Origin of the sequence: Pantoea sp. 1.19 (assembly GCF_001922585.1) — a bacterium.
Classification (GTDB): Bacteria; Pseudomonadota; Gammaproteobacteria; order Enterobacterales; family Enterobacteriaceae; genus 1-19.
Genome location: NZ_MRBS01000009.1, coordinates 91,439 through 112,794 on the forward strand (window position 1 = coordinate 91,439; position 21,356 = coordinate 112,794).

A 21,356-nucleotide genomic window follows, 5' to 3' on the forward strand; every position below is an offset into this window, starting at 1 on the left:
TCATCATGCTAGCGTGATTTCGCGCACATTTTCCAGCCTGATTGTACAGCATGCGTGCGCTTTCGCAGTATACCGCAGGAGGCGAGGGCTTCCTCCCGCGGTCGATAACTCAGTGGCTCATGGCGTCTTTGCCCATCGCGTCTTTTTTCATCTCATCCTTGCCCATGGCGTCTTTTTTCATGCCGTCATGAGACTGGGCATCTTGGCTCATTGCATCTTTTTTCATGGCATCTTTGCTCATCGCGTCTTTCTTCATAGCATCTTTGTTCATGCCGTCATGGGACATCTGGCCCATTTCGTCCTTTTTCATGGCGTCTTTGCTCATGGCGTCTTTCTTCATAGCATCTTTGTTCATGCCGTCATGGGACATCTGGCCCATTTCGTCCTTTTTCATGGCGTCTTTGCTCATGGCGTCAGCCGCCCAGGCACTGGACATCATCAATACAGAGGCAGTCATCACAGCAGAGATTAATTTTTTCATTGTCATTTCCTTATTGCATTGAGCGCACGCGCGGTGCGCGGGGGATTAACGACATTAACTCCCGCCAAACCAGTTATAGCCCTGGTCTTCCCAGTAGCCACCGGGAAAGCGGTTAGTTACTTCGATAATCTGAATGTGTTTCGGGTTCTTATAGCCGAGCTTGGTGGGTATCCGCAGTTTCATCGGATAGCCGTATTTCGGTGGCAGTGGCCCCCCGTTCCAGCTCAGGGTCAACTGCGTCTGCGGATGCAGCGCCGTCGCCATATCGATGCTGGTGAAGTAATCGTCCGCGCAGGTAAACTTAATGTATTTCGCGGATAAATCAGCGCCGACGTGCTGCAGAAACAGGGAAAACGGCACACCGCCCCATTTGCCAATCGCGCTCCACCCTTCAACGCAAATGTGCCGGGTGATCTGCTCGACCTGCGGTAAACGCTGCAGCTCTGTCAGCCGCCAGGGTTTTTTATCGCGCACCTGTCCGCCGACCTGTAGCCGATAGTCGTGGCCGTCAACGTGCGGAATATCCTCTTCGCCATAAAAGGCGTTAAACGGGAAATTCGGATCCACCTGCGCCTGGCTATAAACCGGGGCTAAATCCTGTGGGTCAAACAGCCACTGCTGCACGCGATCGTTAAGACGCGAGAGGCGCCCCAGGGTTGCTTCCACATCGGGATGACTGCTGATATCACAACCGGTTAATAGCACCACGCCACCGAGCGTCAGCCCCTGACGTAAAAAACGGCGGCGCGACTCCCCCTGCAGTTTCCTGGCCAGCAGCTGCGTGGCCTCCTTCACCAGTGCCTTACCGTCAACATGGATTGGCTTCGTCATTTTTCTCTCCTTAGCGCCCGCGCAGCATGGCCAGCAGGGTTTTCGGTACCAGCAACACCATCACCAGATGGATGAGCACAAAGGTGACCAGCGCGGCCATGCTGAAAAAGTGGACGTAACGTGCGGCCTCATAGCCGCCCATCAGGGTGCGCAGCAGTGGAAACTGTACTGATTTCCATAACACCAGCCCGGACACGACCAGTAACACGCTATCCACCATGACAAACAGGTAGGCCGCCTTTTGCACCGCGTTATACTGGCGAAGATCGCCGTGTGACAGGCGTCCGCGGATCGCGGCAGCCAGGTCCCGCCAGATTGCCAGCGGACTGAGGGGGAAAAACCGATGGCGCAAGCGGCCAGTAACCAGGTTTAGCAGCAGGTAACACAGACCATTGATGCCGACGATCCACATTGCCGCAAAGTGCCACTGTAAGGCTCCCCCCAGCCAGCCGCCCAGCGTCAAACCGTGGGTAAAGTGGAAATCAAACAGCGGTGAGGCGTTGTAAATTCGCCAGCCGCTGGTGACCATTACCAGCACCGCCAGCGCGTTGATCCAGTGGCAAAGGCGCAGCCACAGGGGGTGTATAGCGATTTTCGTCGAGGAAACTGTCTTTGCTGTCATGTTGCCGCCCCGGTCATCCATCCTGTCGATACGAGCAGTCTGCACCGCTGGGGCTCATCAAATCCTCACGCAAAGTTAACTTAAATGTGATCACTTCCGGCGGCGACTTTCGCTACTATCAAACTAATCTTGGTAGGGGATATGCCGATGGAAAACGCCCGTAATCTTCTGGTCGTGGAAGACGATTGCCACATAGCAGAACTGCTGCAGCTGCATTTACAGGACGAGGGGTTCAGGGTCACCCACGCCGCCGACGGGGAGCGGGGGATGGCGCTGCTGGAGCAGGGAGGCTGGGATGCGCTGATCCTCGACTTGATGCTGCCCGGTATTGATGGCCTGGAAATCTGTCGCCGCGCGCGCAACATGACCCGCTATACGCCGATCATCATGATTAGCGCACGCAGTAGCGAGGTGCACCGCGTACTCGGCCTCGAGCTGGGGGCCGATGATTATCTGGCCAAGCCGTTTTCGATGCTGGAGCTGGTGGCGCGGGTCAAGGCGCTGTTCCGTCGCCAGGAGGCGATGGGTAAAAATTTACGTCTCGACGCCGGATTGCTCACCCTCGGAGAGCTGCAGATTGATCCCATCGCGCGTGAAGTACGCCTGAGTCAACAGAGCGTGGATCTGACGCCGCGCGAATTTGATTTGCTGTTTCACTTCGCCCGTCATCCGGGCAAAGTGTTTTCCCGCCTGCAGCTGTTGGATCTGGTCTGGGGCTATCAGCACGATGGCTATGAACACACGGTGAATACCCACATTAATCGCCTGCGGGTAAAAATTGAACGCGACCCGGCCGCGCCGGAGCGCATCCTGACCGTGTGGGGCAAAGGCTATAAATTCGTATTACCTGGAGAACATTCCGCATGAGATCGCTGTCGCTGTCGCACAAGCTGGCGCTGAGTTTTACGCTGCTCATGGTGATCGGCTGTGCGGTTTCAGTCTGGCTACAAATGCACACCAGCAAAAATTACAGTCGCGCCACCATTCAGCAGCTGTCCGTCGGGCTGGCCAGCCACATCGCCGGGGCGATTCCACTGATGCGCTCACAGGGCCTTGATCAGCAGGCGTTAAAGGCGCTGTTTGATCAGACGATGACGGTCAACCCCAGCGTTGAAGTCTACCTGCTGGATAACCAGGGTAGGATCGTGGCCGATGCCGCCCCCCCGGGCCGTATCAAGCGTCATCAGGTCTCTCTGGCCCCGCTGCTGGCGATGCAGCAGGGTGCTGAGCTGCCAATCCTCGGCGACGACCCGCGCAGTATGGAGGGAAAAAAAGTGTTTAGCGCGGCGCCACTGGTGCGAAACAACCGGCAGCAGGGCTGGTTATACGTGATCCTGCTGGGCGAGGACTATCAATTTTTAGCCGACAACGCCCAGCGCAGCGCGCTGCTGTTTTACTCCCTGTCTTCAATGGGAGTGTTATTACTGCTGACCCTGACCATCGGCATCGTGATTTTTCGCTGGGTAACGCGCCCGATGCGCCAGCTTATCCATCAGGTCAGCCAGCTGGATAAAGGTGGGATGGTGGCGATCAAGGCGCTGGCGGAGCAGGACGTACCGGTAGCCACGCCAAATGAAGTAAGCCAGCTGCAGCACGCGTTTATCGGCCTCAGCCGCCGTATCACCCGGCAGTGGGAACAGCTGGCCGGCCAGGATCAGCAGCGCCGCGAATTTATCGCCAACATCTCCCACGATCTGCGTACGCCGCTGACTTCGCTGCACGGCTATCTGGAGACCCTGTCATTTAAGGCTGACAGCCTGACCGCCGTCGAACGTCAGCGCTATCTGGCCATCGCGCTGGCGCAGAGTCAGAAAGTGGGCGTAATGGCGCAGCAGCTGTTTGAGCTGGCGCGGCTGGAGCACGGCGGTGTCCGCCTGCGCAAAGAGCGTTTCTCTCTCAGCGAGCTGGCGCAGGACGTCTGGCAAAAGTGCGAACTCAGCGCCGAACGCCGGCAGATTCAGCTGCAGCCGGAGATCGAACCGCGGCTGCCGCTGGTCTATGCCGATCTGTCGATGATTGAACGGGTGCTGACCAACCTGCTGGATAACGCCATCCGCCACTCACCGCCGGGCGGGAGCGTACGGCTGAGCATTCAGCAGCAAAGCCAGGGGCTGCGGGTGGAGCTGGCGGATGAGGGGCCCGGCGTGGCCGATGAACTGAAAGCAACGCTGTTTCATCGCCCATCGGTGCTGAATCACAATCAGCGCCAGCACGGCGGGCTGGGATTGATGATCGTACACCGCATGCTGCAGCTGCATCATAGTGAGATCCAGCTGGTGGAGACACCCACCGGCGCCTGCTTCCGCTTTGTACTGCCGCTGGAGTAACGCTGGCGCCGGGCGCGCACAAAAAAGGGCCCCAACGGGGCCCCTGTCATTGGGTGGCGCACAGATGTTTAGATATCGATGTTTGCCGCTTTCAGGGCATTCTCTTCGATAAAGGCGCGGCGCGGCTCCACCGCATCGCCCATCAGCGTGGTAAACAGCTGATCGGCGGCGATGGCGTCTTTGACCGTCACCCGCAGCATGCGGCGGCTTTCCGGATCCATGGTGGTTTCCCACAGCTGATCCGGATTCATCTCGCCCAGCCCTTTATAGCGCTGAACCGACAGACCGCGACGCGACTCTTTCACCAGCCACTCCAGCGCCTGCTCAAAGCTGGCCACCGGCTGGCGACGTTCGCCGCGCTCAATATAAGCGTCTTCCTCAATCAGACCGCGCAACTTGCCGCCCAGATCGCTGATTTTGCGGTATTCTCCGCCGAGGACGAACTCATTATCCAGCACGTAGTCCGTATCGACGCCGTGGGTGCGGATGCGCACGACCGGCTCAAACAGGTTCAGCTCGCGGTTTTCACGCACCACGGCGCTGTAGCTGCTGCCGTGAGTTTCGCGCGCGTTCAGTTCACCGACCAGCGCCTCCGTCCAGCTCTGCACCACATCGCGATCGCCCAACTGGGCCAGCGTCGGGTGATAGATCAGCGTATTCAGCAGCGCCGTCGGGTAACGACGCTCCATGCGTTTGATCATCTTGCGGGTGCTGTTATAGGCCGAGACCAGATTCTCCAGCTGCTCGCCGCCGAGCGCCGGTGCGCTGGCGTTAGTGTGCAGAGTGGCACCGTCAAGCGCGATAGCTATCTGATACTGATCCATCGCCTCGTCGTCTTTGATGTACTGCTCCTGCTTGCCTTTTTTCACCTTATACAGCGGCGGCTGGGCGATATAGACGTGACCGCGCTCAATGATCTCCGGCATCTGCCGGTAGAAGAAGGTTAACAGCAGCGTACGGATATGTGAGCCATCTACGTCGGCATCGGTCATGATGATGATGCTGTGATAGCGCAGCTTATCCGGGTTATACTCGTCGCGACCAATACCGCAGCCCAGCGCGGTGATCAGCGTGGCCACTTCCTGCGAAGAGAGCATCTTATCGAAGCGCGCCTTCTCCACGTTGAGGATTTTACCCTTCAGCGGCAGGATGGCCTGGTTTTTACGGTTACGTCCCTGCTTGGCCGAGCCGCCCGCCGAGTCACCCTCCACCAGGTAGAGTTCAGACAACGCCGGATCGCGCTCCTGGCAGTCCGCCAGCTTGCCCGGCAGACCGGCCAGATCCAGCGCGCCTTTACGCCGGGTCATTTCGCGGGCGCGCCGCGCCGCTTCACGGGCGCGGGCGGCATCGATGATTTTGCCCACCACGATTTTGGCATCGCCCGGATTTTCCAGCAGGTATTCGCCAAGCAGCTCGTTCATCTGCTGCTCTACCGCCGATTTCACTTCGGAAGAGACCAGCTTATCTTTGGTCTGCGAGGAGAACTTTGGATCCGGCACCTTCACCGAGACCACGGCAATCAGCCCTTCGCGCGCGTCGTCGCCGGTGGCGCTGACCTTGGCCTTTTTGCTGTAGCCCTCTTTATCCATGTAGGCATTGAGGGTACGGGTCATCGCCGCGCGGAAGCCTGCCAGGTGCGTACCGCCGTCACGCTGCGGAATATTGTTGGTGAAGCAGTAGATGTTTTCCTGGAAACCGTCGTTCCACTGCAGCGCCACTTCCACGCCGATGCCATCCTTCTCGGTAGAGAAGTAAAACACGTTCGGGTGGATCGGGGTTTTGTTCTTATTCAGGTATTCAACAAACGCCTTGATGCCGCCTTCGTAATGGAAATGGTCGCTTTTGCCCTCTTCGCGTTTGTCTTCCAGACGAATGGAAACGCCGGAGTTCAGGAACGAGAGCTCGCGCAGGCGCTTGGCGAGGATGTCATATTCAAAATCAGTAACGTTAGTGAAGGTCTCATGGCTGGCCCAGAAGCGCACGCGCGTACCGGTGGAATCCGTCTCGCCGGTGACCGACAGCGGCGCCTGCGGGACGCCGTGGTGATAAATTTGCTGATGGACCTTGCCATCGCGGCGAATGGTCAGCTCCAGTTTTTCTGACAGCGCGTTAACGACCGAGACGCCCACGCCGTGCAGACCGCCGGAGACTTTGTACGAGTTGTCGTCAAACTTACCGCCGGCGTGCAGGACGGTCATGATCACTTCCGCCGCCGAGACGCCCTCTTCCGGATGAATACCGGTGGGGATCCCGCGGCCATCATCCTGGACCGAAACGGAATTATCGGCGTGGATGGTAACCACAATGTCGGAACAGTGACCGGCCAGCGCTTCGTCAATGGCGTTATCCACAACTTCGAATACCATGTGATGCAGACCGGTACCGTCATCCGTGTCGCCAATGTACATACCCGGGCGTTTTCTTACCGCATCCAGTCCCTTCAGGACTTTGATACTCGAGGAGTCATAGGAATTCGACATCAACGTTTCTCGCTCATTTCATCTTCAGGTTGAGGGGTTATTTTACCCTTTTCTACGCGGAACATCTTGCCCTTTTCGTCACTCATGTCGAACACATGCTCAGCCCCGATCGCGCTGACAAACACCTGCGCCTGGGTCGCTTTCAGCCGGTCGGCCAGCAGCTGTCGACGCCCGTCGTCCAGCTCAGAGGCGAAATCATCAATCAGGTAGAGACAGCGGCGTCCGCTGTGGCGGGTCAGGAACTCCCCCTGCGCCAGCCGCAGGGCGCACATCAGCAGTTTCAGCTGACCGCGTGACAAAATATCCTCCACTGGCGTACCGTCGGCGCGAATGCGAAAATCGGCCTTATGCGGGCCGCTGGCGGTATACGTCAGCGCGCGATCGCGCTCGAACTGGCGTGCCAGCAGGCTGGCGTAATCGCTCTCCTTGTCCCAGCCGCGCTGGAAGGCAAAGGTGAGAGAAAATTCCGGTAAAAACTGCTGACAGGTGGCCTGAATATCCTCGGCAATCGCCCGACAATAGTCGGCGCGCCACTGGCTGATCTGCTCGGCCAGCGGCGCCAGTTCGCGATCCCACGCCTGCACCTGCTGATAGCGCGATACCTGACGCAGCGCGGCATTGCGCTGCTTCAGCAGCCGGCGCAGATTGCTCCACGCCAGAAAAAAACCGGGCTCGTTGTGAAAACAGCCCCAGTCGACCCACGCCCGGCGGTATTTGGGGCCACCGTTGAGCAGGGTGAATCCCTCCGGCGTGATCAGCTGCATCGGCAGCAGCTGAGCCAGCTCGGCGACTTTATGGCCATCACTGCCGTCAATACGCACCTTGCTGTCACCGGCGCGGTTTTTACTCAGTCCGAGCGACGTCTCCCGCTCCGAGCCCTGCAGGCGGCCGTGCAGCACAAACGCATCCTGCTCGTGGCGGATCACCCGCCCGGTCTGCAGCGAGCGAAACGCCCGCCCGTGCCCGAGGGTATAGATAGCCTCCAGCACGCTGGTTTTTCCGCTGCCGTTGGCACCGATCAGGAAATTAAATCCCGGCGCCAGCGCCAGATCGGCCTGTGCAATATTACGGAAGTCTTTGATAAGCAGGCGGGTTAAAGCCATAGCGGATGGGATCCCCAAACAGCGGTGGTGAAAGCGCACGGTATTATCCGGCAGCCGCGCCGCGCGAGCGTCGCGGCCCTCACGGCGGTGAGGCGCTGACGCCCGCGCCCCGCACGGCGCGTCGGGCAGAGAGGCCTGACGCCTTATAACCGCATTGGCATGACGACGTAGTTAGCCGACTGGCTGGCCGCGTCCTCGATCTGCACGCTGGAAACGGAGTCGGTCAGCAGCAGCCGCACCTTTTCACACTTCAGCGCGTTGAGCACGTCCAGCACGTAGCTGACGTTAAAGCCAATTTCCAGGTCGCTACCGGCGTAGGTGACGTCGAGGATCTCTTCTGCCTCTTCCTGCTCGGGGTTATTGGCGGTGATGCGCAGCTGATTTTCACTGATGTAGAGACGCACGCCGCGGAATTTCTCGTTAGAGAGGATCGCCGCGCGGGCAAAGGCCTGCTTCAGCAGATCGCAACCGGCCTCCAGCGTCTTATCGGGATTTTTGGGCAGCACGCGGCGGTAATCCGGAAAACGTCCGTCCACCAGCTTGGAGGTAAAGATAAAGTCACCGACGTGGGCGCGAATGTTGTTGCTGCCGATCTGCACCTGCAGCGGCGTGTCGCCGCCATCCAGCAGGCGCAGCAGCTCAATCACCCCTTTACGCGGTACGATCACCGAATGGTTTGGCAGCGTCTGACCAATCGGCAGCGCACACACCGCCAGCCGGTGGCCGTCGGTCGAAACGGTGCGCAGCTCTTCGCCCTCGGTTTCAAACAGCATACCGTTGAGGTAGTAGCGCACGTCCTGGTGGGCCATCGAAAACTGGGTGGCCTCGATCAGGCGCTTTAACGTCGCCTGCGGCAGGGTGAACTCCACTTCGCTTTGCCAGTCGTCCAGATTCGGGAAGTCGCTGGCCGGCAGGGTCGAAAGCGAAAAGCGGCTGCGCCCGGAGCGCACCAGCATCCGCTCGCCCTCCAGCACCACGCTGATCTCCGCCCCTTCCGGCAGGCCGCGGCAGATATCGAGAAACTTACGCGCCGGCACGGTGGTCGCGCCCGGCTCGTGCTCCTGGGACAGCGCCACCCGGGCCACCATCTCCATTTCCAGATCGGTACCGGTCAGCAGCAGCGTGCCTTCGTTGACCTGCAGCAGCAGGTTACCGAGGATCGGCAGCGTGGGACGTCCTCCAAGCGGGCCGCTGACCTGCTGAAGGGGCTTCAGTAAATGCTCACGTTCGACAATAAATTTCATAGCGTCAGGAAGATAATGTTCTGATTAAGTTTGAGAAATCTTCTTTGATGTCGTGACTCTCTTCACGCAGCTGCTCAATCTTACGGCAGGCATGCAGCACCGTAGTGTGATCGCGTCCACCAAACGCATCGCCGATTTCCGGCAGGCTGTGGTTAGTCAGCTCTTTCGCCATCGCCATCGCCATCTGGCGCGGACGCGCCACCGAGCGCGAACGCCGCTTGGAGAGCAGATCGGCCACTTTGATTTTGTAGTACTCGGCTACCGTCTTCTGAATATTGTCGATGGTAACCAGTTTTTCCTGCAGCGCCAGCAGATCGCGCAGCGCTTCACGCACGAAATCGATGGTGATTGCCCGACCGGTAAAGTTGGCATTAGCAATCACGCGATTCAGCGCTCCTTCCAGCTCGCGCACGTTGGAGCGCAGGCGCTTGGCGATAAAAAACGCCACTTCGCCCGGCAGGCGGATATCGTTTTCATCGGCCTTTTTCATCAGGATCGCGACCCGGGTTTCCAACTCCGGCGGCTCAATGGCCACCGTCAGCCCCCAGCCGAAGCGGGACTTCAGGCGATCTTCCACGCCGTTAATCTCTTTCGGATAGCGATCAGAGGTCAGGATAATTTGCTGGTTGCCTTCCAGCAGCGCGTTAAAGGTGTGGAAAAACTCCTCCTGCGAGCGCTCTTTATTCGCAAAGAACTGAATATCATCGATCAGCAGCGCATCCACCGATCGGTAGTAGCGCTTGAACTCTTCGATGGCGTTGTTCTGCAGCGCCTTAACCATGTCCTGCACAAAGCGCTCCGAATGCATGTAGACCACTTTGGCGTTGGGCTTGCGCGCCATGATGCCGTTGCCGACCGCGTGCAGCAGGTGGGTTTTACCCAGGCCGGTACCGCCGTACAAAAACAGCGGGTTATACGCACCGCCAGGGTTATCAGCCACCTGGCGCGCCGCCGCGCGCGCCAGCTGGTTCGATTTACCCTCGACGAAGTTATCAAAATTGTGCCGGGTATTGACGTTGGAGCGGTAAGAGAGTTCCGCCGGCGCCGGCAGCGTATCCCAACTGGGCCGCACTGGCGCCGGACGCCCACCGGCGGCCGCAGGCGGCGGAGCCGCGGCGGCCGTAGTCATCGCCGCTACCGGCGGAGCCACCGGCTGGGTCGCCGGCTTGCTGCCGACTTCAAAACGCAGCTGTGGGGCATCCGCGCCGCAGAACTCATTCAGCAACGCGGTCAGGTTGTTCAGGTATTTATCCCGTACCCAGTCGAGGACAAAACGGTTGGGCGCATACAGCGCCAGGGTGCTGTCGTTCTGTTCGGCCTGCAACGGACGGATCCACATGCTGAACTCTGTGGCAGGTAGTTCATCCTGCAAACGGGCAAGACACTGTTGCCAAAGCGAAAGTGACACGGCGGACTCCACTCGAACAAGATCAATATAAGAAAGTGTGCTGAAGACGTTTCATCGTTGTTGACGCATACCGACCCGGTAGGCGAACCGCTGTCCGCGGTTACTCCCGTCACGATCCACGAAGAGGATCGCCAGAGGAAGGGCGGATCATAGCGCAAAGCGCCGCAGAGATCTTCACTTTCTACACCGTTTTGATCCCTTTTATCCACAGGCGCGCCGCCGCACCGTTGGCGCCCATTTTCTGCCGCCGGTCTCGCGCGGATCCCGCGCAGGGTCAGGCGCACGACGCGTTACGACCGGATACGAACAGGCACGATCGTCAGAAGATCCCGTGCGATCCTTGCGCTTTGGCAGGAAGCCCGTATAATCCCGAGCCCACGTGTTGCGCGTCTTGCTCTGATACTGTCTTTGGACAGCGCTCAGGCTTGCAAAGGCGCGGTTATTACACGAAGTAAATTGACTCTGGACTGTACAATTATTACAATCCCGCCTCTTTATTAAGCCGCACTGAGGCGTCGGTCTTTTACGGACTGTAAACACGCGTCACCCAGTGAAATTTTCAAGTTTAGGTAGAAATCGCCATGAAACGCACTTTTCAACCGTCCGTACTGAAGCGCAACCGTTCACACGGCTTCCGTGCTCGTATGGCTACTAAAAATGGTCGTCAGGTTCTGGCACGTCGTCGTGCTAAAGGCCGCGCTCGTCTGACCGTTTCTAAGTAATAAAGCTAACCCTCTGTGGTTAAGCTCGCATTTCCCAGGGAGTTACGTTTGTTAACTCCCGCTCATTTCACCTTTGTCTTCCAGCAGCCGCATCGTGCAGGCACGCCGCAAATCACTATCCTCGGCCGCCCAAACTCGCTGGGGCATCCCCGCATCGGTCTGACCGTCGCGAAAAAAAATGTTAAGCGCGCTCACGAACGTAACCGCATCAAGCGATTGACGCGGGAGAGCTTTCGTTTGCGGCAGCATGATTTGCCCGCCATGGATTTTGTGGTGGTGGCGAAAAAAGGGGTGGCCGATCTTGATAATCGCGCGCTGACGGAAGCGTTGGAGAAACTATGGCGTCGTCACTGTCGCCTGGCTCGCGGCTCCTGATTGCGCTGATCCGCGTTTATCAACGCGTCATCAGTCCGCTTTTGGGCCCCCACTGTCGCTTCACACCGACGTGTTCACATTACGGTATTGAGGCATTGCGCAGGTTTGGCGTGATAAAAGGCAGTTGGTTGACGATAAAACGCGTATTAAAATGCCACCCTTTACATCCGGGTGGCGATGATCCGGTGCCGCCAAAACCCTTTGATACCAGAGAACATTAACGATGGATTCGCAACGCAATCTTTTTCTCATCGCTTTTCTGTTCGTCTCTTTCATGATCTGGCAAGCCTGGCAGACGGACCACGCTCCGCAGCCGCAGCAAACCCAGACCACGCAGAGTGCGACCAGCGCCGCCGATGATGCCGCTAACCAGGGCGTGCCCGCCAGCGGCCAGGGCAAAACGATCACCGTTAAGACCGATGTCCTGTCTTTGCAGATCAACACCCGCGGTGGCGACATTGACCAGGCACTGCTGCTGACCTACCCGGATAAACTGGGTTCCACCACGCCGTTTGAGCTGCTGGAAACCACCCCGGCGTTTACCTATCAGGCGCAGAGCGGCCTGACCGGTCGTAACGGCCCGGATAACCCGAACAACGGTCAACGCCCGCTGTACACCACCAGCCAGGAGAGCTACACGCTGGCGGACGGCCAGGATGAGTTGCGTATCCCGCTGACCTATACCGCAGACAATGGCGCGACCTACACCAAAACCTTCGTCCTGAAGCGCGGTTCCTTCGCCATTGATGTGGACTACGCCATCAATAACGCCAGCCAGCAGCCGCTGGAAGTGGCGATGTTTGGTCAGCTGAAACAGTCGGTCGATCTGCCGAAGCACCGCGATACCGGGAGCAGCAACTTTGCGCTGCACACCTTCCGCGGCGCGGCGTACTCGACCAATGAGACCAAGTACGAAAAATACAAGTTCGATACCATCACCGACAACGAAAACCTGAACGTCAAGACGCCGAACGGCTGGGTGGCGATGCTGCAGCAGTATTTTGCGACCGCATGGGTGCCGCGTACCGCCGGTGATAACAGCCTGTATACCAGCAACCTCGGTAACGGCATGGTCGCCATCGGCTACAAATCGGCTGCGCAGACCATCGCTCCGGGTGCGCAGCAGTCGCTGGCCGCCACCCTGTGGGTCGGACCGGAGATTCAGGATCAGATGGCGGCCATCGCCCCGCACCTGGACCTGACCGTAGACTACGGCTGGCTGTGGTTTATCTCTCAGCCGCTGTTTAAGCTGCTGAAATTCATCCACGGCTTTATCGGTAACTGGGGCTTCTCCATTATCGTCATCACCTTCATCGTGCGCGGCATCATGTACCCGCTGACCAAAGCGCAGTACACCTCGATGGCGAAAATGCGCATGCTGCAGCCGAAAATCACCGCAATGCGCGAGCGTCTGGGTGACGACAAGCAGAAGATGAGCCAGGAGATGATGGCGCTGTACAAATCGGAGAAAGTGAATCCGCTGGGCGGTTGTCTGCCGCTGCTGATTCAGATGCCGATCTTCCTGGCGCTGTACTATATGCTGATGGGCTCGGTCGAACTGCGTCACGCGCCGTTTATCCTGTGGATCCATGATCTGTCCGCGCAGGACCCGTACTACATTCTGCCGGTGCTGATGGGCGTGACCATGTTCTTCATCCAGAAGATGTCACCGACCACCGTCACCGATCCGATGCAGCAGAAGATCATGACCTACATGCCGGTTATCTTTACCGTGTTCTTCCTGTGGTTCCCGTCCGGCCTGGTGCTGTACTACATTGTCAGTAACCTGGTGACCATCCTCCAGCAGCAGCTGATTTATCGCGGGCTGGAGAAACGGGGCCTGCACAGCCGCGATAAGAAAAAAGCCTGATAACGCCGGGGCCGGCCGCGCCCGCCCCGGGTTGTTCAGGACATACCCTGCGGGGCGGCAGCGATGCCGCCCTCTTTTTTTGCATCTGAGAAGGTGAACCATGAGCCATCACGACACCATTGTCGCGCAGGCCACGCCCCCGGGACGCGGCGGCGTGGGCATTCTACGCGTTTCCGGCCAGCAGGCCGCCGAGGTCGCCCGCACGCTGCTGGGCAAACTGCCTAAGCCACGCTACGCCGATTATCTGCCGTTTCGCGACGGTGACGGTAGCACGCTGGATCAGGGTATTGCGCTGTGGTTTCCGGGCCCGCACTCCTTTACCGGCGAAGACGTGCTCGAGCTGCAGGGCCACGGCGGCCCCGTGATCCTCGACCTGCTGCTGAAGCGGATTGCGGCGCTGCCCGGCGTGCGTATTGCCCGTCCCGGCGAGTTCTCCGAGCGCGCATTTCTTAACGATAAGTTGGATCTGGCGCAGGCCGAAGCGATTGCCGATCTGATCGACGCCAGCTCCGAGCAGGCCGCGCGCTCCGCCCTGAATTCGCTGCAGGGGGCGTTTTCCACCCGCGTCAATCAGCTGGTCGAGGCCCTCACCCACCTGCGGATTTACGTCGAGGCAGCGATTGACTTTCCGGACGAGGAGATCGACTTCCTTTCCGACGGCAAAATTGAAGCCCAGCTGATGAGCGTGATTGCCGATCTCGACGGCGTGCGCGCCGAAGCGCGCCAGGGCAGCCTGCTGCGCGAGGGCATGAAGGTCGTGATCGCCGGGCGGCCGAACGCCGGTAAATCCAGCCTGCTGAATGCGCTGGCCGGCCGCGAAGCGGCGATTGTGACCGACATTGCCGGCACTACCCGCGACGTGCTGCGTGAACATATCCACCTCGATGGCATGCCGCTGCACATCATCGACACCGCCGGACTGCGCGACGCCAGCGATGAAGTGGAGCGCATCGGTATCGCACGCGCCTGGCAGGAGATTGAACAGGCGGATCGCGTGCTGTTTATGGTCGATGGCACCACCACCGACGCTACCGAAGCGCAGCAGATATGGCCGGATTTTGTTGCCCGCCTGCCGGCGGAGCTGCCGGTTACAATCGTCCGTAACAAGGCCGACGTCACCGGCGAAGCGCCCGGTATGACCGGGTATGCCGATCGCACGCTGGTACGCCTGTCGGCCCACACCGGCGAGGGCGTTGACGCGCTGCGCGAGCACCTCAAGCAGAGCATGGGCTTTGCCGGCAATGTGGAAGGGGGCTTCCTCGCACGCAGCCGCCATCTGCAGGCGCTGGCCGAGGCGGCAACCCATCTACAGCAGGGAAAAGATCAGCTGCTGGGCGCCCGCGCCGGCGAGCTACTGGCCGAAGAGCTGCGGCTGGCGCAGCAGGCGCTCAGCGAAATCACCGGCGAATTCACCTCCGACGATCTGCTGGGACGGATCTTCTCCAGCTTCTGCATCGGCAAGTGATGGGATGGTATCTGATGAGGTATATTCCGTGCCTTTTTTGAACCATGAGAACCTTCATTCGGTAAAGTGTGTGTTTCGCCCAAATCCTGTCAATCCAGGATAATGTCATCGCTATCACTGAACAGCTGCTCGCTAATAAAAAATGGATAAAAAAAGGGGTTAGCAGCTATTAACAAATAACCATTGGGTAACAGTGGATAAAAAGGAAAGCACATGAGTACGCCAAAACGGCCACGCACCATTCAACTCTTTCTGCCAACGGGCGATCCGGCCGGGATTCGCATTGCTGAGCAGACCACGTCAATCATTCGGGTGATAGAAGTGCCCCGCAGTGATATTGCAGAATTTCTCGCCATGCCTGAGGCCAGGCAGGTGGGGCTGTATTTTCTGGTCGCCGGTGACAACAAAGATGAAGTGTACATCGGCCAGTCTGGCGAGGTGGGTGGCAGGCTGATGCAGCACCATAAAGAAGGAACAAAAGACTGGGAGCGTGCTCTGGTGCTGGTGTCGCTCACCAATAACCTGACCCAAACTCACGTGCTGTATCTGGAGTCTCTGGCCATCGAAAAAGCCAGAAGCTGCCAGCGCTATAGCCTGCTTAATGGCAACAGCGGGCAGCGGACCCATACGCCTGTTCCCTTAAAAGCCGATTGTGACGAAATCCATGACATTGGCAGTTTGCTGTTGGCCACCCTGGGTTATCCTCTGTTTGAGTCGTTAACCGCAGCCACCACCAGCAGTGTGCAGGTCTTCATTTGCAATCGTGCAAAAGTTACTGCCAGGGGCATCTATACCAATGAAGGTATGGTGGTCCTGAAAGGATCGTCGGCCCCCATGACCACCACACGCAAAACCGAACAGCGCTACTTTGATAAGCGTGATCAGTTATTGGCCAAAGGCGTAATTGTGCAGCAGGGCGATCGTTTTGTGTTCCAGCGTGACCACCTGTTTCAAACCCCGAGCGGCGCCTCAATGTTTTTACTGCTGGGCACGTCAAATGGTTGGGTGGACTGGAAAACTGAACAAGGGATGACGCTGCACGACTACCAAGGCCGTACCCTGGACTCGCTCAGTGGCCGGCCGATCCACAGCGATTTACTGGTCCAAGGCTCGGCCCATCCCTGATTCCGGAGGCGATAAAAAACGGACCGCCTGGGCCTTTATGCCAGAGCGTACAACTACATGACGGCGTTTATTCCAGCGCAGGGAATGATCAACGTGGAGAAGCCTGACATGGATAACGATTTCATTCTCTACACCACCGAAAGGGTCAGTCCCAGTTGCTACTGTATGAGCGTGGGCTGATCTGCGACAAACCAACAAGCAGAATAGCAGTAATAGTATTAAAAATTTAGTCAGGCTGGAAGCGGACTAAAAAGATGATTGCCAACGTCTGATTAACCACAGCGGCGTTTAGCAAAACGTACGCAGCGTTATATCCTACAAATGATCATCTCGGTGAGCTATCGGATTCATTCGACGCGCGGCACGCCATTTAGCCAGTGGAAAATGATTGAAACCCCGTAACAGGATCAATGTGAGAAGCGGCCGCACGGTAAACGGGCGTGTTTTGAACAAACGAGATCCGCAGGCAAGGTTAACGTCCTGCCTGGATGACAGGTATAAAAACGCGCCAGATAATCCTTCGCCCAGTCCGGTTAATAAAAGGCAGGATCCAGCCCTGGTTGTGAGGTAGTTAAGCAAACGTCTGCCGCTTCGTACAATGATGATGCAGCCTCATGAGGCAACGGCTCTCCCCCGACCCGCATCATCCCTGCCCCCACCAGATGATAGCCCTTCACAAATGCATAGACGATGTCATCGATCCTGCATGAGCTTTATTATTACCTCGCCGGACCTAACCGCAGCATGCGGGTTCCTCCGGCTAATGAGGCAACGAAAACCTGGCTGAAGGGAAAAGATATCCGCGACACATCGTATGCCGCGTGGCAGAGGATTTCGGTCAGACAGGAAGGCCCCTCCAGATTTCCGGGGCTTGTTCAGTGTGTCACTGATAGTTAAAGACCCCATTTAACCAATGGAAAATCGCCAGAAGTAGAGGCAGCTGTGCGTTGATCACAGATAAGAAGCGGCGCGAGATCGCGCGCCGCGAACAGGCTTAGTTAAAGACCATGCCGCCATCAATCAGCAGCGATTGCCCGGTCATATAGTCGGAGTCCGGACCGGCAAGAAAGGCCACACAGGCGGCGACATCTTCCGGCTCAGACAGGCGACCAAGGGTGATGCGTTTAGCGAATGCCTGGGTACCATACCCAGCCGGCTGTCCGGCGGCGGCGGAAATCTGCCGATCAATAGCATCCCACATCGGGGTTTTCACGATGCCGGGACAGTAGGCATTGACGGTGATGCCGTCGGCAGCCAGATCGCGGGCGGCGGTTTGCGTCAGGCCGCGCACGGCAAACTTGCTGGAGCTGTAGACCGCCAGATCGGGGTTACCGGTGTGGCCGGCCTGTGAGCAGGCATTGATGATCTTACCGCCATGACCTTCAGCCTTAAACGCCTGAATGGCCGCCTGCATTCCCCAGATAACCCCTTTCACATTGATGTTATAAACCTTATCCACCACCTCTTCGGTGATCGTCTCGATCGGCGTAGAGGGCGCGACGCCGGCGTTATTGACGATGACATCAAAACCGCCCAGCGCATGCCGCGCTTCTTCCACCGCGCGAAAGACCCGATCGCGCTGTGAGACATCGACCTGCAACGCCACCGCTTTACCACCGGCGCGGATAATCTGCTCCGCTACCTGCTGCGCGGTTTCCGCATTATAGTCGGTGACCGCGACGGCAAAGCCATCCCGGGCCAGCCGCAGAGCAATGGCGGCACCGATCCCCTGACCGGCTCCCGTCACTAAAGCAACTTTCGTTTTCATAACGTTATCCTTACGTAAGTGAAATTACAGCAGCTGACTGAGATGTAGCTGCCCCATCAGCAGCGGGTTATCGCTGTAGTCAACCGGGATCGCCACGACCGCCGGTCCATCGACCTCCATCGCCTGCCGCAGCGTCGGTTCCAGCGCGGCAGCGCTGTCGACGGAGAAGCCCGCCGCGCCAAACGCCCTGGCGTAGGCCTTAAAATCCACCGGTCCGAAGTTGACGCCTGACACGCGCTGATATTTTTTCTCTTCCTGCATCGCCACCATGTTGTAAGCGTTATCCACCCAGATGATGTGCAGAATATTGGCCTTCAGCCTGACCGCGGTCTCCAGCTCCATACTCGACTGCAGAAAGCCGCCGTCGCCGGACACCGACACCACTTTGCGCGTGGGGTCGACCAACCAGGCGCCAATGGCCCACGGCAGGGCCACACCCATGGTCTGCTGGCCGTTAGAAATCATGATTTGCCGGGCGCGAAAGCTGTAGAGATAGCGGGCGATCCAGATATGGAAACTGCCCATGTCCACCGTCAGGCTGACATCGCTGTTAATGATGTCCTGCATCGCCCGCACGATACGCAGCGGATGCAGCGCAAACTGATTGAGGCTCGCTCCCTGCAGGGCCAGCAGCTGACGCTGCTGCTGACGATCCCGCAGGATTTCGGCAGCGCTGCTGCTGAGCTGCAGCGGCGCGTCGACCCGCTCGGCGATTTTACGAACCGTTTGCGCGATATCGCCGACCAGCTCCGCATCGGGCAGATAGTGGTTGTCCGTCTCGGCGGGCAGCACGTCGATATGTACCAGGATAGCGCTGCCGCGGTTCCACATCGCCGGCTCATACTCTACCGGGCTATAGCCGATAGTGATGATCAAATCGGCCTGCTGTAAGAGCCGATCGCCCGCCTGGTTGTTGAACAGACCAATCCGTCCGGCAAAGCGGGAGAAATGTTCCTGACTCACCGCACCGGCGGCCTGATAGGTGCTGGTGACCGGAATACGGCTTGTGTTGAGCAGAGCATGAATGGCGGCGCTGTTTTCCGGCTGGCTGGCCATCAGTCCCAGCAGGATCACCGGATTTTTCGCACGGGCAATTTCTCGGCTTACCGCCTCGATCAGCGCATCGGGCGCTGCACCCAGCGTGACGCGCCCTTTCTGCTGCAGCAGAGTGCCGGAGACCGGCCGATCAACGATATCCTGCGGCAGGCTGATAAACGCTCCACCGCCGCGGCCGCTCTCCGCATGGCGGAAAGCGTTGACAACACACTCGGCCAGCGCCGATCCGTCGGTAACCTCCACGGCAAATTTCGTCACCGGGCGAAACATCGCCACGGTATCCATGCTCTGATGTACCTGTTTGGCGCTGTCCGAACGCTTGACCGCGCCGCCGATCGCCACCACCGGATCGCCTTCGCTGGTGGCGGTGGCCATTCCGGTAACCAAATTTGAACAGCCGGGGCCGGAGGTCACCAGCGCCACGCCGGCCTTGCCGGTCAGACGGCCCACCGCTGCCGCCATAAACGCTGCGTTAGCCTCGTGACGTACCGGGATAAGCGTCATCGTTGAATCGACCAGTGAATCAAACACCTTATCGATTTTGGCGCCCGGGATGCCAAAAACGTGATTGACCCCCTGCGCTTCCAACTGCGCGACCACCAGATCGGCGCCGCTGTTCCAGCGGGTCCGGGTATCAAGCTCTTTCATCATTACCTCTGTGGTTAGCTTTCAACGGAGCGAATCGCTTCATCGAGGTTGTCAGGATTCAGATCGGCCTGCAGAAAATCGCGGTCCTGCGGCAAATCAATCACCAGCTTGCTGATCGCGCCGAAGGTCAGGGTACCCTGCTCCAGCACGTAGTCCAGAATATGCCCACCGCCCTGACGATCGGCGGTGATAAAGTGCTCGTGATAACCTGCCACGTTGATCCCCTGCATATACTGTGGCGTGCGAAAGCCGATCAGTTCGCCTTCGTCACCGCGAAAGGTAAAGGTCGGCTGATCGCCGAGGATCTCCGGCATCGGTCGGTAGGGCCGACACTGGCAGGGCACGGTGCGGGTTTGCACCGAAGCAAAGCGCCCGCTGATGCGTAGCGCACAGAAGTGGTTGTCTGACGTGACCACGCGATCGATGACCCGATGCACGTCCTCCCGCGATGCGGTCTGGCTAAAGCGGTGCTGATAGTCCGGGGTGAAAAAGGTCATCACCGCAAACGGCGATTGTTGTTCCGGACGCGCAGGACGGGCGCTACCGTCCGCACGCAGCTGGTAGACCTGACTATCAAAGGCCACCAGCTCGCCATCCAGTTGGTTAAAGGTGCCGAGACCAAAGTCCCCCTGTCTGAGCAGATCCGCCACGGTGGTCTTGCCGTCATAGACGCCGTGCAGTAGCGCGCTCATCAGTGAGGATTGATAAATCACCTTATCTGCTGATTTTTCGGCCAGTCGGGTGACGGTCTGCCGCAGTTCATCTGCACATGAACATTCAGATACGCAATGCCCCATTTGCTGCCTCATCGATAGATAGTTAAGCTGTTTTAATATCATGGTGGGCCAGATTGCCTGCGGTATCCAATAGCGAAAGCTGCAAACTTTGAGACGTTTTTGATATGGAACTTCGCCATCTGCGTTATTTTGTTGCCGTGGCCGAGACGCTACATTTTACCCGCGCCGCGGAAATGCTGGGCATTTCCCAGCCGCCGCTCAGCCAGCAAATCCAGCGTCTGGAGCACGAGATCGGCACGCCGCTGCTGAAGCGGCTCACCCGGGGGGTCGCGCTGACCGAGGCCGGCAGCGCCTTTCTGCCGGAGGCCTTAGCCATCGTACAGTTAGCCGATCATGCCCTGGAGAAGGCGCGCGGCGTGGCGCGCGGGATGAGCGGACAGATGTCACTGGGGTTTGCCAGCTCGGTGGCGTTTGGTGCGCCGGTGTTCGATTTGCTCCACCGCTTTAAAGCGCGCTATCCGGACATGGAGCTAATCACCCGCGAGGAAAATATGGCACTGCTGATGCAGGATCTGCGGGAGGGGCTGCTGGATGCAGCGTTTATCCGCCTGCCGTGTGAAAGCAGTAAAGCATTTAACCTGAAAGTGGTGGCCACCGAGCGGATGATGATTGCGCTGCCCGCCAAACACCCCCTCAGCCAGCAGCCCAGCCTGGCGCTGTCGCAGCTGGCCGATGCGTCGCTGATTATCTTTCCCAGCGAGGTGGCCCCCAGTCTGTATGAGCTGATCGTCAGCACCTGCCTGCGCGCGGGCTTCTCCGCCGCGCGCTTTCAGCAGGCACCGCAGATCGCCTCGTCGCTGGGTATGGTTAGCGCGGGCGGCGGAATTGCGCTGGTGCCGGCCTCCCTGTGCTGCGTCAACAATCCCCAGCTGCGGTTTTGCGAGATAGAGAACAACACGTTGTTTACCGATATCGCCTTCGCCTGGCGGCGCAATCATCCGGCCAAAACGGTCATGCACCTGCTGGCGCTCATGCAGGAAGCCTGAGCGAAGCGGCGAGAGTACCGCCCTGCCAGCGAACGTACTATCGACGCG

The 21,356-nt window shown here is 58.5% G+C and carries 19 protein-coding genes; 9 read left to right on the top strand and 10 right to left on the bottom strand.

The annotated features are described in order from the left end of the window. Positions 1–109: 109 nt before the first annotated feature. From BS626_RS15675 to BS626_RS15685, 3 genes are read right to left on the bottom strand one after another with little or no spacing between them, the layout of a single operon-like run. Positions 110–481 (bottom strand): pentapeptide MXKDX repeat protein, encoded by a 372-nt coding sequence (locus tag BS626_RS15675; protein ID WP_075183323.1) that lies wholly within the window; start codon positions 479–481, stop codon positions 110–112. Positions 482–535: 54 nt separating this feature from the next. Beyond that, a complete protein-coding gene (locus BS626_RS15680) occupies positions 536–1,312 on the bottom strand; it encodes a molybdopterin-dependent oxidoreductase (RefSeq protein WP_075183324.1) in 777 nt (258 codons plus the stop codon). A gap of 10 nt (positions 1,313–1,322) precedes the next feature. Beyond that, positions 1,323–1,934: a cytochrome b/b6 domain-containing protein gene (locus tag BS626_RS15685; RefSeq protein ID WP_075183384.1), complete on the bottom strand. Its 612-nt coding sequence runs from the start codon at positions 1,932–1,934 to the stop codon at positions 1,323–1,325. A 147-nt stretch (positions 1,935–2,081) separates the two neighbouring features. Here BS626_RS15685 and BS626_RS15690 point away from each other — a divergent pair, with 147 nt between their 5' ends. Beyond that, a complete protein-coding gene (locus tag BS626_RS15690) occupies positions 2,082–2,801 on the top strand; it encodes a response regulator transcription factor (RefSeq protein ID WP_075183325.1) in 720 nt (239 codons plus the stop codon). Next, entirely contained in the window at positions 2,798–4,261 is a 1,464-nt protein-coding gene (locus BS626_RS15695; RefSeq protein WP_075183326.1) for an ATP-binding protein, read from the top strand. Before BS626_RS15690 ends, BS626_RS15695 begins: the two co-directional genes overlap by 4 nt. A gap of 68 nt (positions 4,262–4,329) precedes the next feature. Here BS626_RS15695 and gyrB read toward each other — a convergent pair whose 3' ends face one another. The 4 genes from gyrB to dnaA all read right to left on the bottom strand — a co-directional run bounded on the left by gyrB (position 4,330) and on the right by dnaA (position 10,496). Then, entirely contained in the window at positions 4,330–6,741 is a 2,412-nt protein-coding gene (gyrB, locus tag BS626_RS15700; protein ID WP_075183327.1) for a DNA topoisomerase (ATP-hydrolyzing) subunit B, read from the bottom strand. After that, positions 6,741–7,844 (bottom strand): DNA replication/repair protein RecF, encoded by a 1,104-nt coding sequence (gene recF, locus BS626_RS15705; RefSeq protein WP_075183328.1) that lies wholly within the window; start codon positions 7,842–7,844, stop codon positions 6,741–6,743. The genes gyrB and recF overlap by 1 nt, the downstream gene beginning before the upstream one ends. A 143-nt stretch (positions 7,845–7,987) precedes the next feature. Further along, entirely contained in the window at positions 7,988–9,088 is a 1,101-nt protein-coding gene (dnaN, locus tag BS626_RS15710; protein WP_075183329.1) for a DNA polymerase III subunit beta, read from the bottom strand. A gap of 4 nt (positions 9,089–9,092) precedes the next feature. Further along, positions 9,093–10,496 (bottom strand): chromosomal replication initiator protein DnaA, encoded by a 1,404-nt coding sequence (gene dnaA / locus BS626_RS15715; protein WP_075183330.1) that lies wholly within the window; start codon positions 10,494–10,496, stop codon positions 9,093–9,095. A 581-nt stretch (positions 10,497–11,077) separates the two neighbouring features. On the opposite strand from dnaA, the gene rpmH reads away from it, so the two are divergent. The 6 genes from rpmH to BS626_RS15745 all read left to right on the top strand — a co-directional run bounded on the left by rpmH (position 11,078) and on the right by BS626_RS15745 (position 16,053). Beyond that, positions 11,078–11,218: a 50S ribosomal protein L34 gene (gene rpmH / locus BS626_RS15720; RefSeq protein WP_000831330.1), complete on the top strand. Its 141-nt coding sequence runs from the start codon at positions 11,078–11,080 to the stop codon at positions 11,216–11,218. 15 nt (positions 11,219–11,233) lie between these two features. After that, complete coding sequence (gene rnpA / locus BS626_RS15725; RefSeq protein ID WP_075183331.1) at positions 11,234–11,593, top strand: ribonuclease P protein component; 360 nt, start codon at positions 11,234–11,236, stop codon at positions 11,591–11,593. After that, positions 11,557–11,814 (top strand): membrane protein insertion efficiency factor YidD, encoded by a 258-nt coding sequence (gene yidD / locus BS626_RS15730; protein ID WP_075183332.1) that lies wholly within the window; start codon positions 11,557–11,559, stop codon positions 11,812–11,814. The genes rnpA and yidD overlap by 37 nt, the downstream gene beginning before the upstream one ends. A gap of 2 nt (positions 11,815–11,816) precedes the next feature. Further along, positions 11,817–13,463: a membrane protein insertase YidC gene (yidC, locus tag BS626_RS15735; protein WP_075183333.1), complete on the top strand. Its 1,647-nt coding sequence runs from the start codon at positions 11,817–11,819 to the stop codon at positions 13,461–13,463. 100 nt (positions 13,464–13,563) lie between these two features. Continuing rightward, the gene (mnmE, locus tag BS626_RS15740; RefSeq protein ID WP_075183334.1) at positions 13,564–14,928 is read left to right on the top strand and encodes a tRNA uridine-5-carboxymethylaminomethyl(34) synthesis GTPase MnmE; all 1,365 of its coding nucleotides are present in this window, start codon (positions 13,564–13,566) and stop codon (positions 14,926–14,928) included. Positions 14,929–15,141: 213 nt separating this feature from the next. After that, complete coding sequence (locus tag BS626_RS15745) at positions 15,142–16,053, top strand: GIY-YIG nuclease family protein (RefSeq protein WP_075183335.1); 912 nt, start codon at positions 15,142–15,144, stop codon at positions 16,051–16,053. 994 nt (positions 16,054–17,047) lie between these two features. On the opposite strand, the gene BS626_RS15755 is transcribed toward BS626_RS15745, so the two are convergent. Genes BS626_RS15755 through budA form a run of 3 tightly spaced genes read right to left on the bottom strand, consistent with a single transcriptional unit; the run spans position 17,048 to position 20,322 of the window. Next, entirely contained in the window at positions 17,048–17,821 is a 774-nt protein-coding gene (locus BS626_RS15755) for a (S)-acetoin forming diacetyl reductase (RefSeq protein ID WP_075183336.1), read from the bottom strand. 24 nt (positions 17,822–17,845) lie between these two features. After that, positions 17,846–19,525 (bottom strand): acetolactate synthase AlsS, encoded by a 1,680-nt coding sequence (gene alsS / locus BS626_RS15760; RefSeq protein WP_075183337.1) that lies wholly within the window; start codon positions 19,523–19,525, stop codon positions 17,846–17,848. Between the two features lie 14 nt (positions 19,526–19,539). Beyond that, positions 19,540–20,322 carry an acetolactate decarboxylase gene (budA, locus tag BS626_RS15765; protein ID WP_075183338.1) on the bottom strand — a complete coding sequence of 261 codons (783 nt, stop codon included), beginning with the start codon at positions 20,320–20,322 and terminating at the stop codon, positions 19,540–19,542. Between the two features lie 104 nt (positions 20,323–20,426). On the opposite strand from budA, the gene BS626_RS15770 reads away from it, so the two are divergent. Beyond that, positions 20,427–21,308, top strand: a complete 882-nt coding sequence (locus tag BS626_RS15770) for a LysR family transcriptional regulator (RefSeq protein WP_075183339.1) — start codon at positions 20,427–20,429, stop codon at positions 21,306–21,308. Positions 21,309–21,356: the final 48 nt, after the last annotated feature.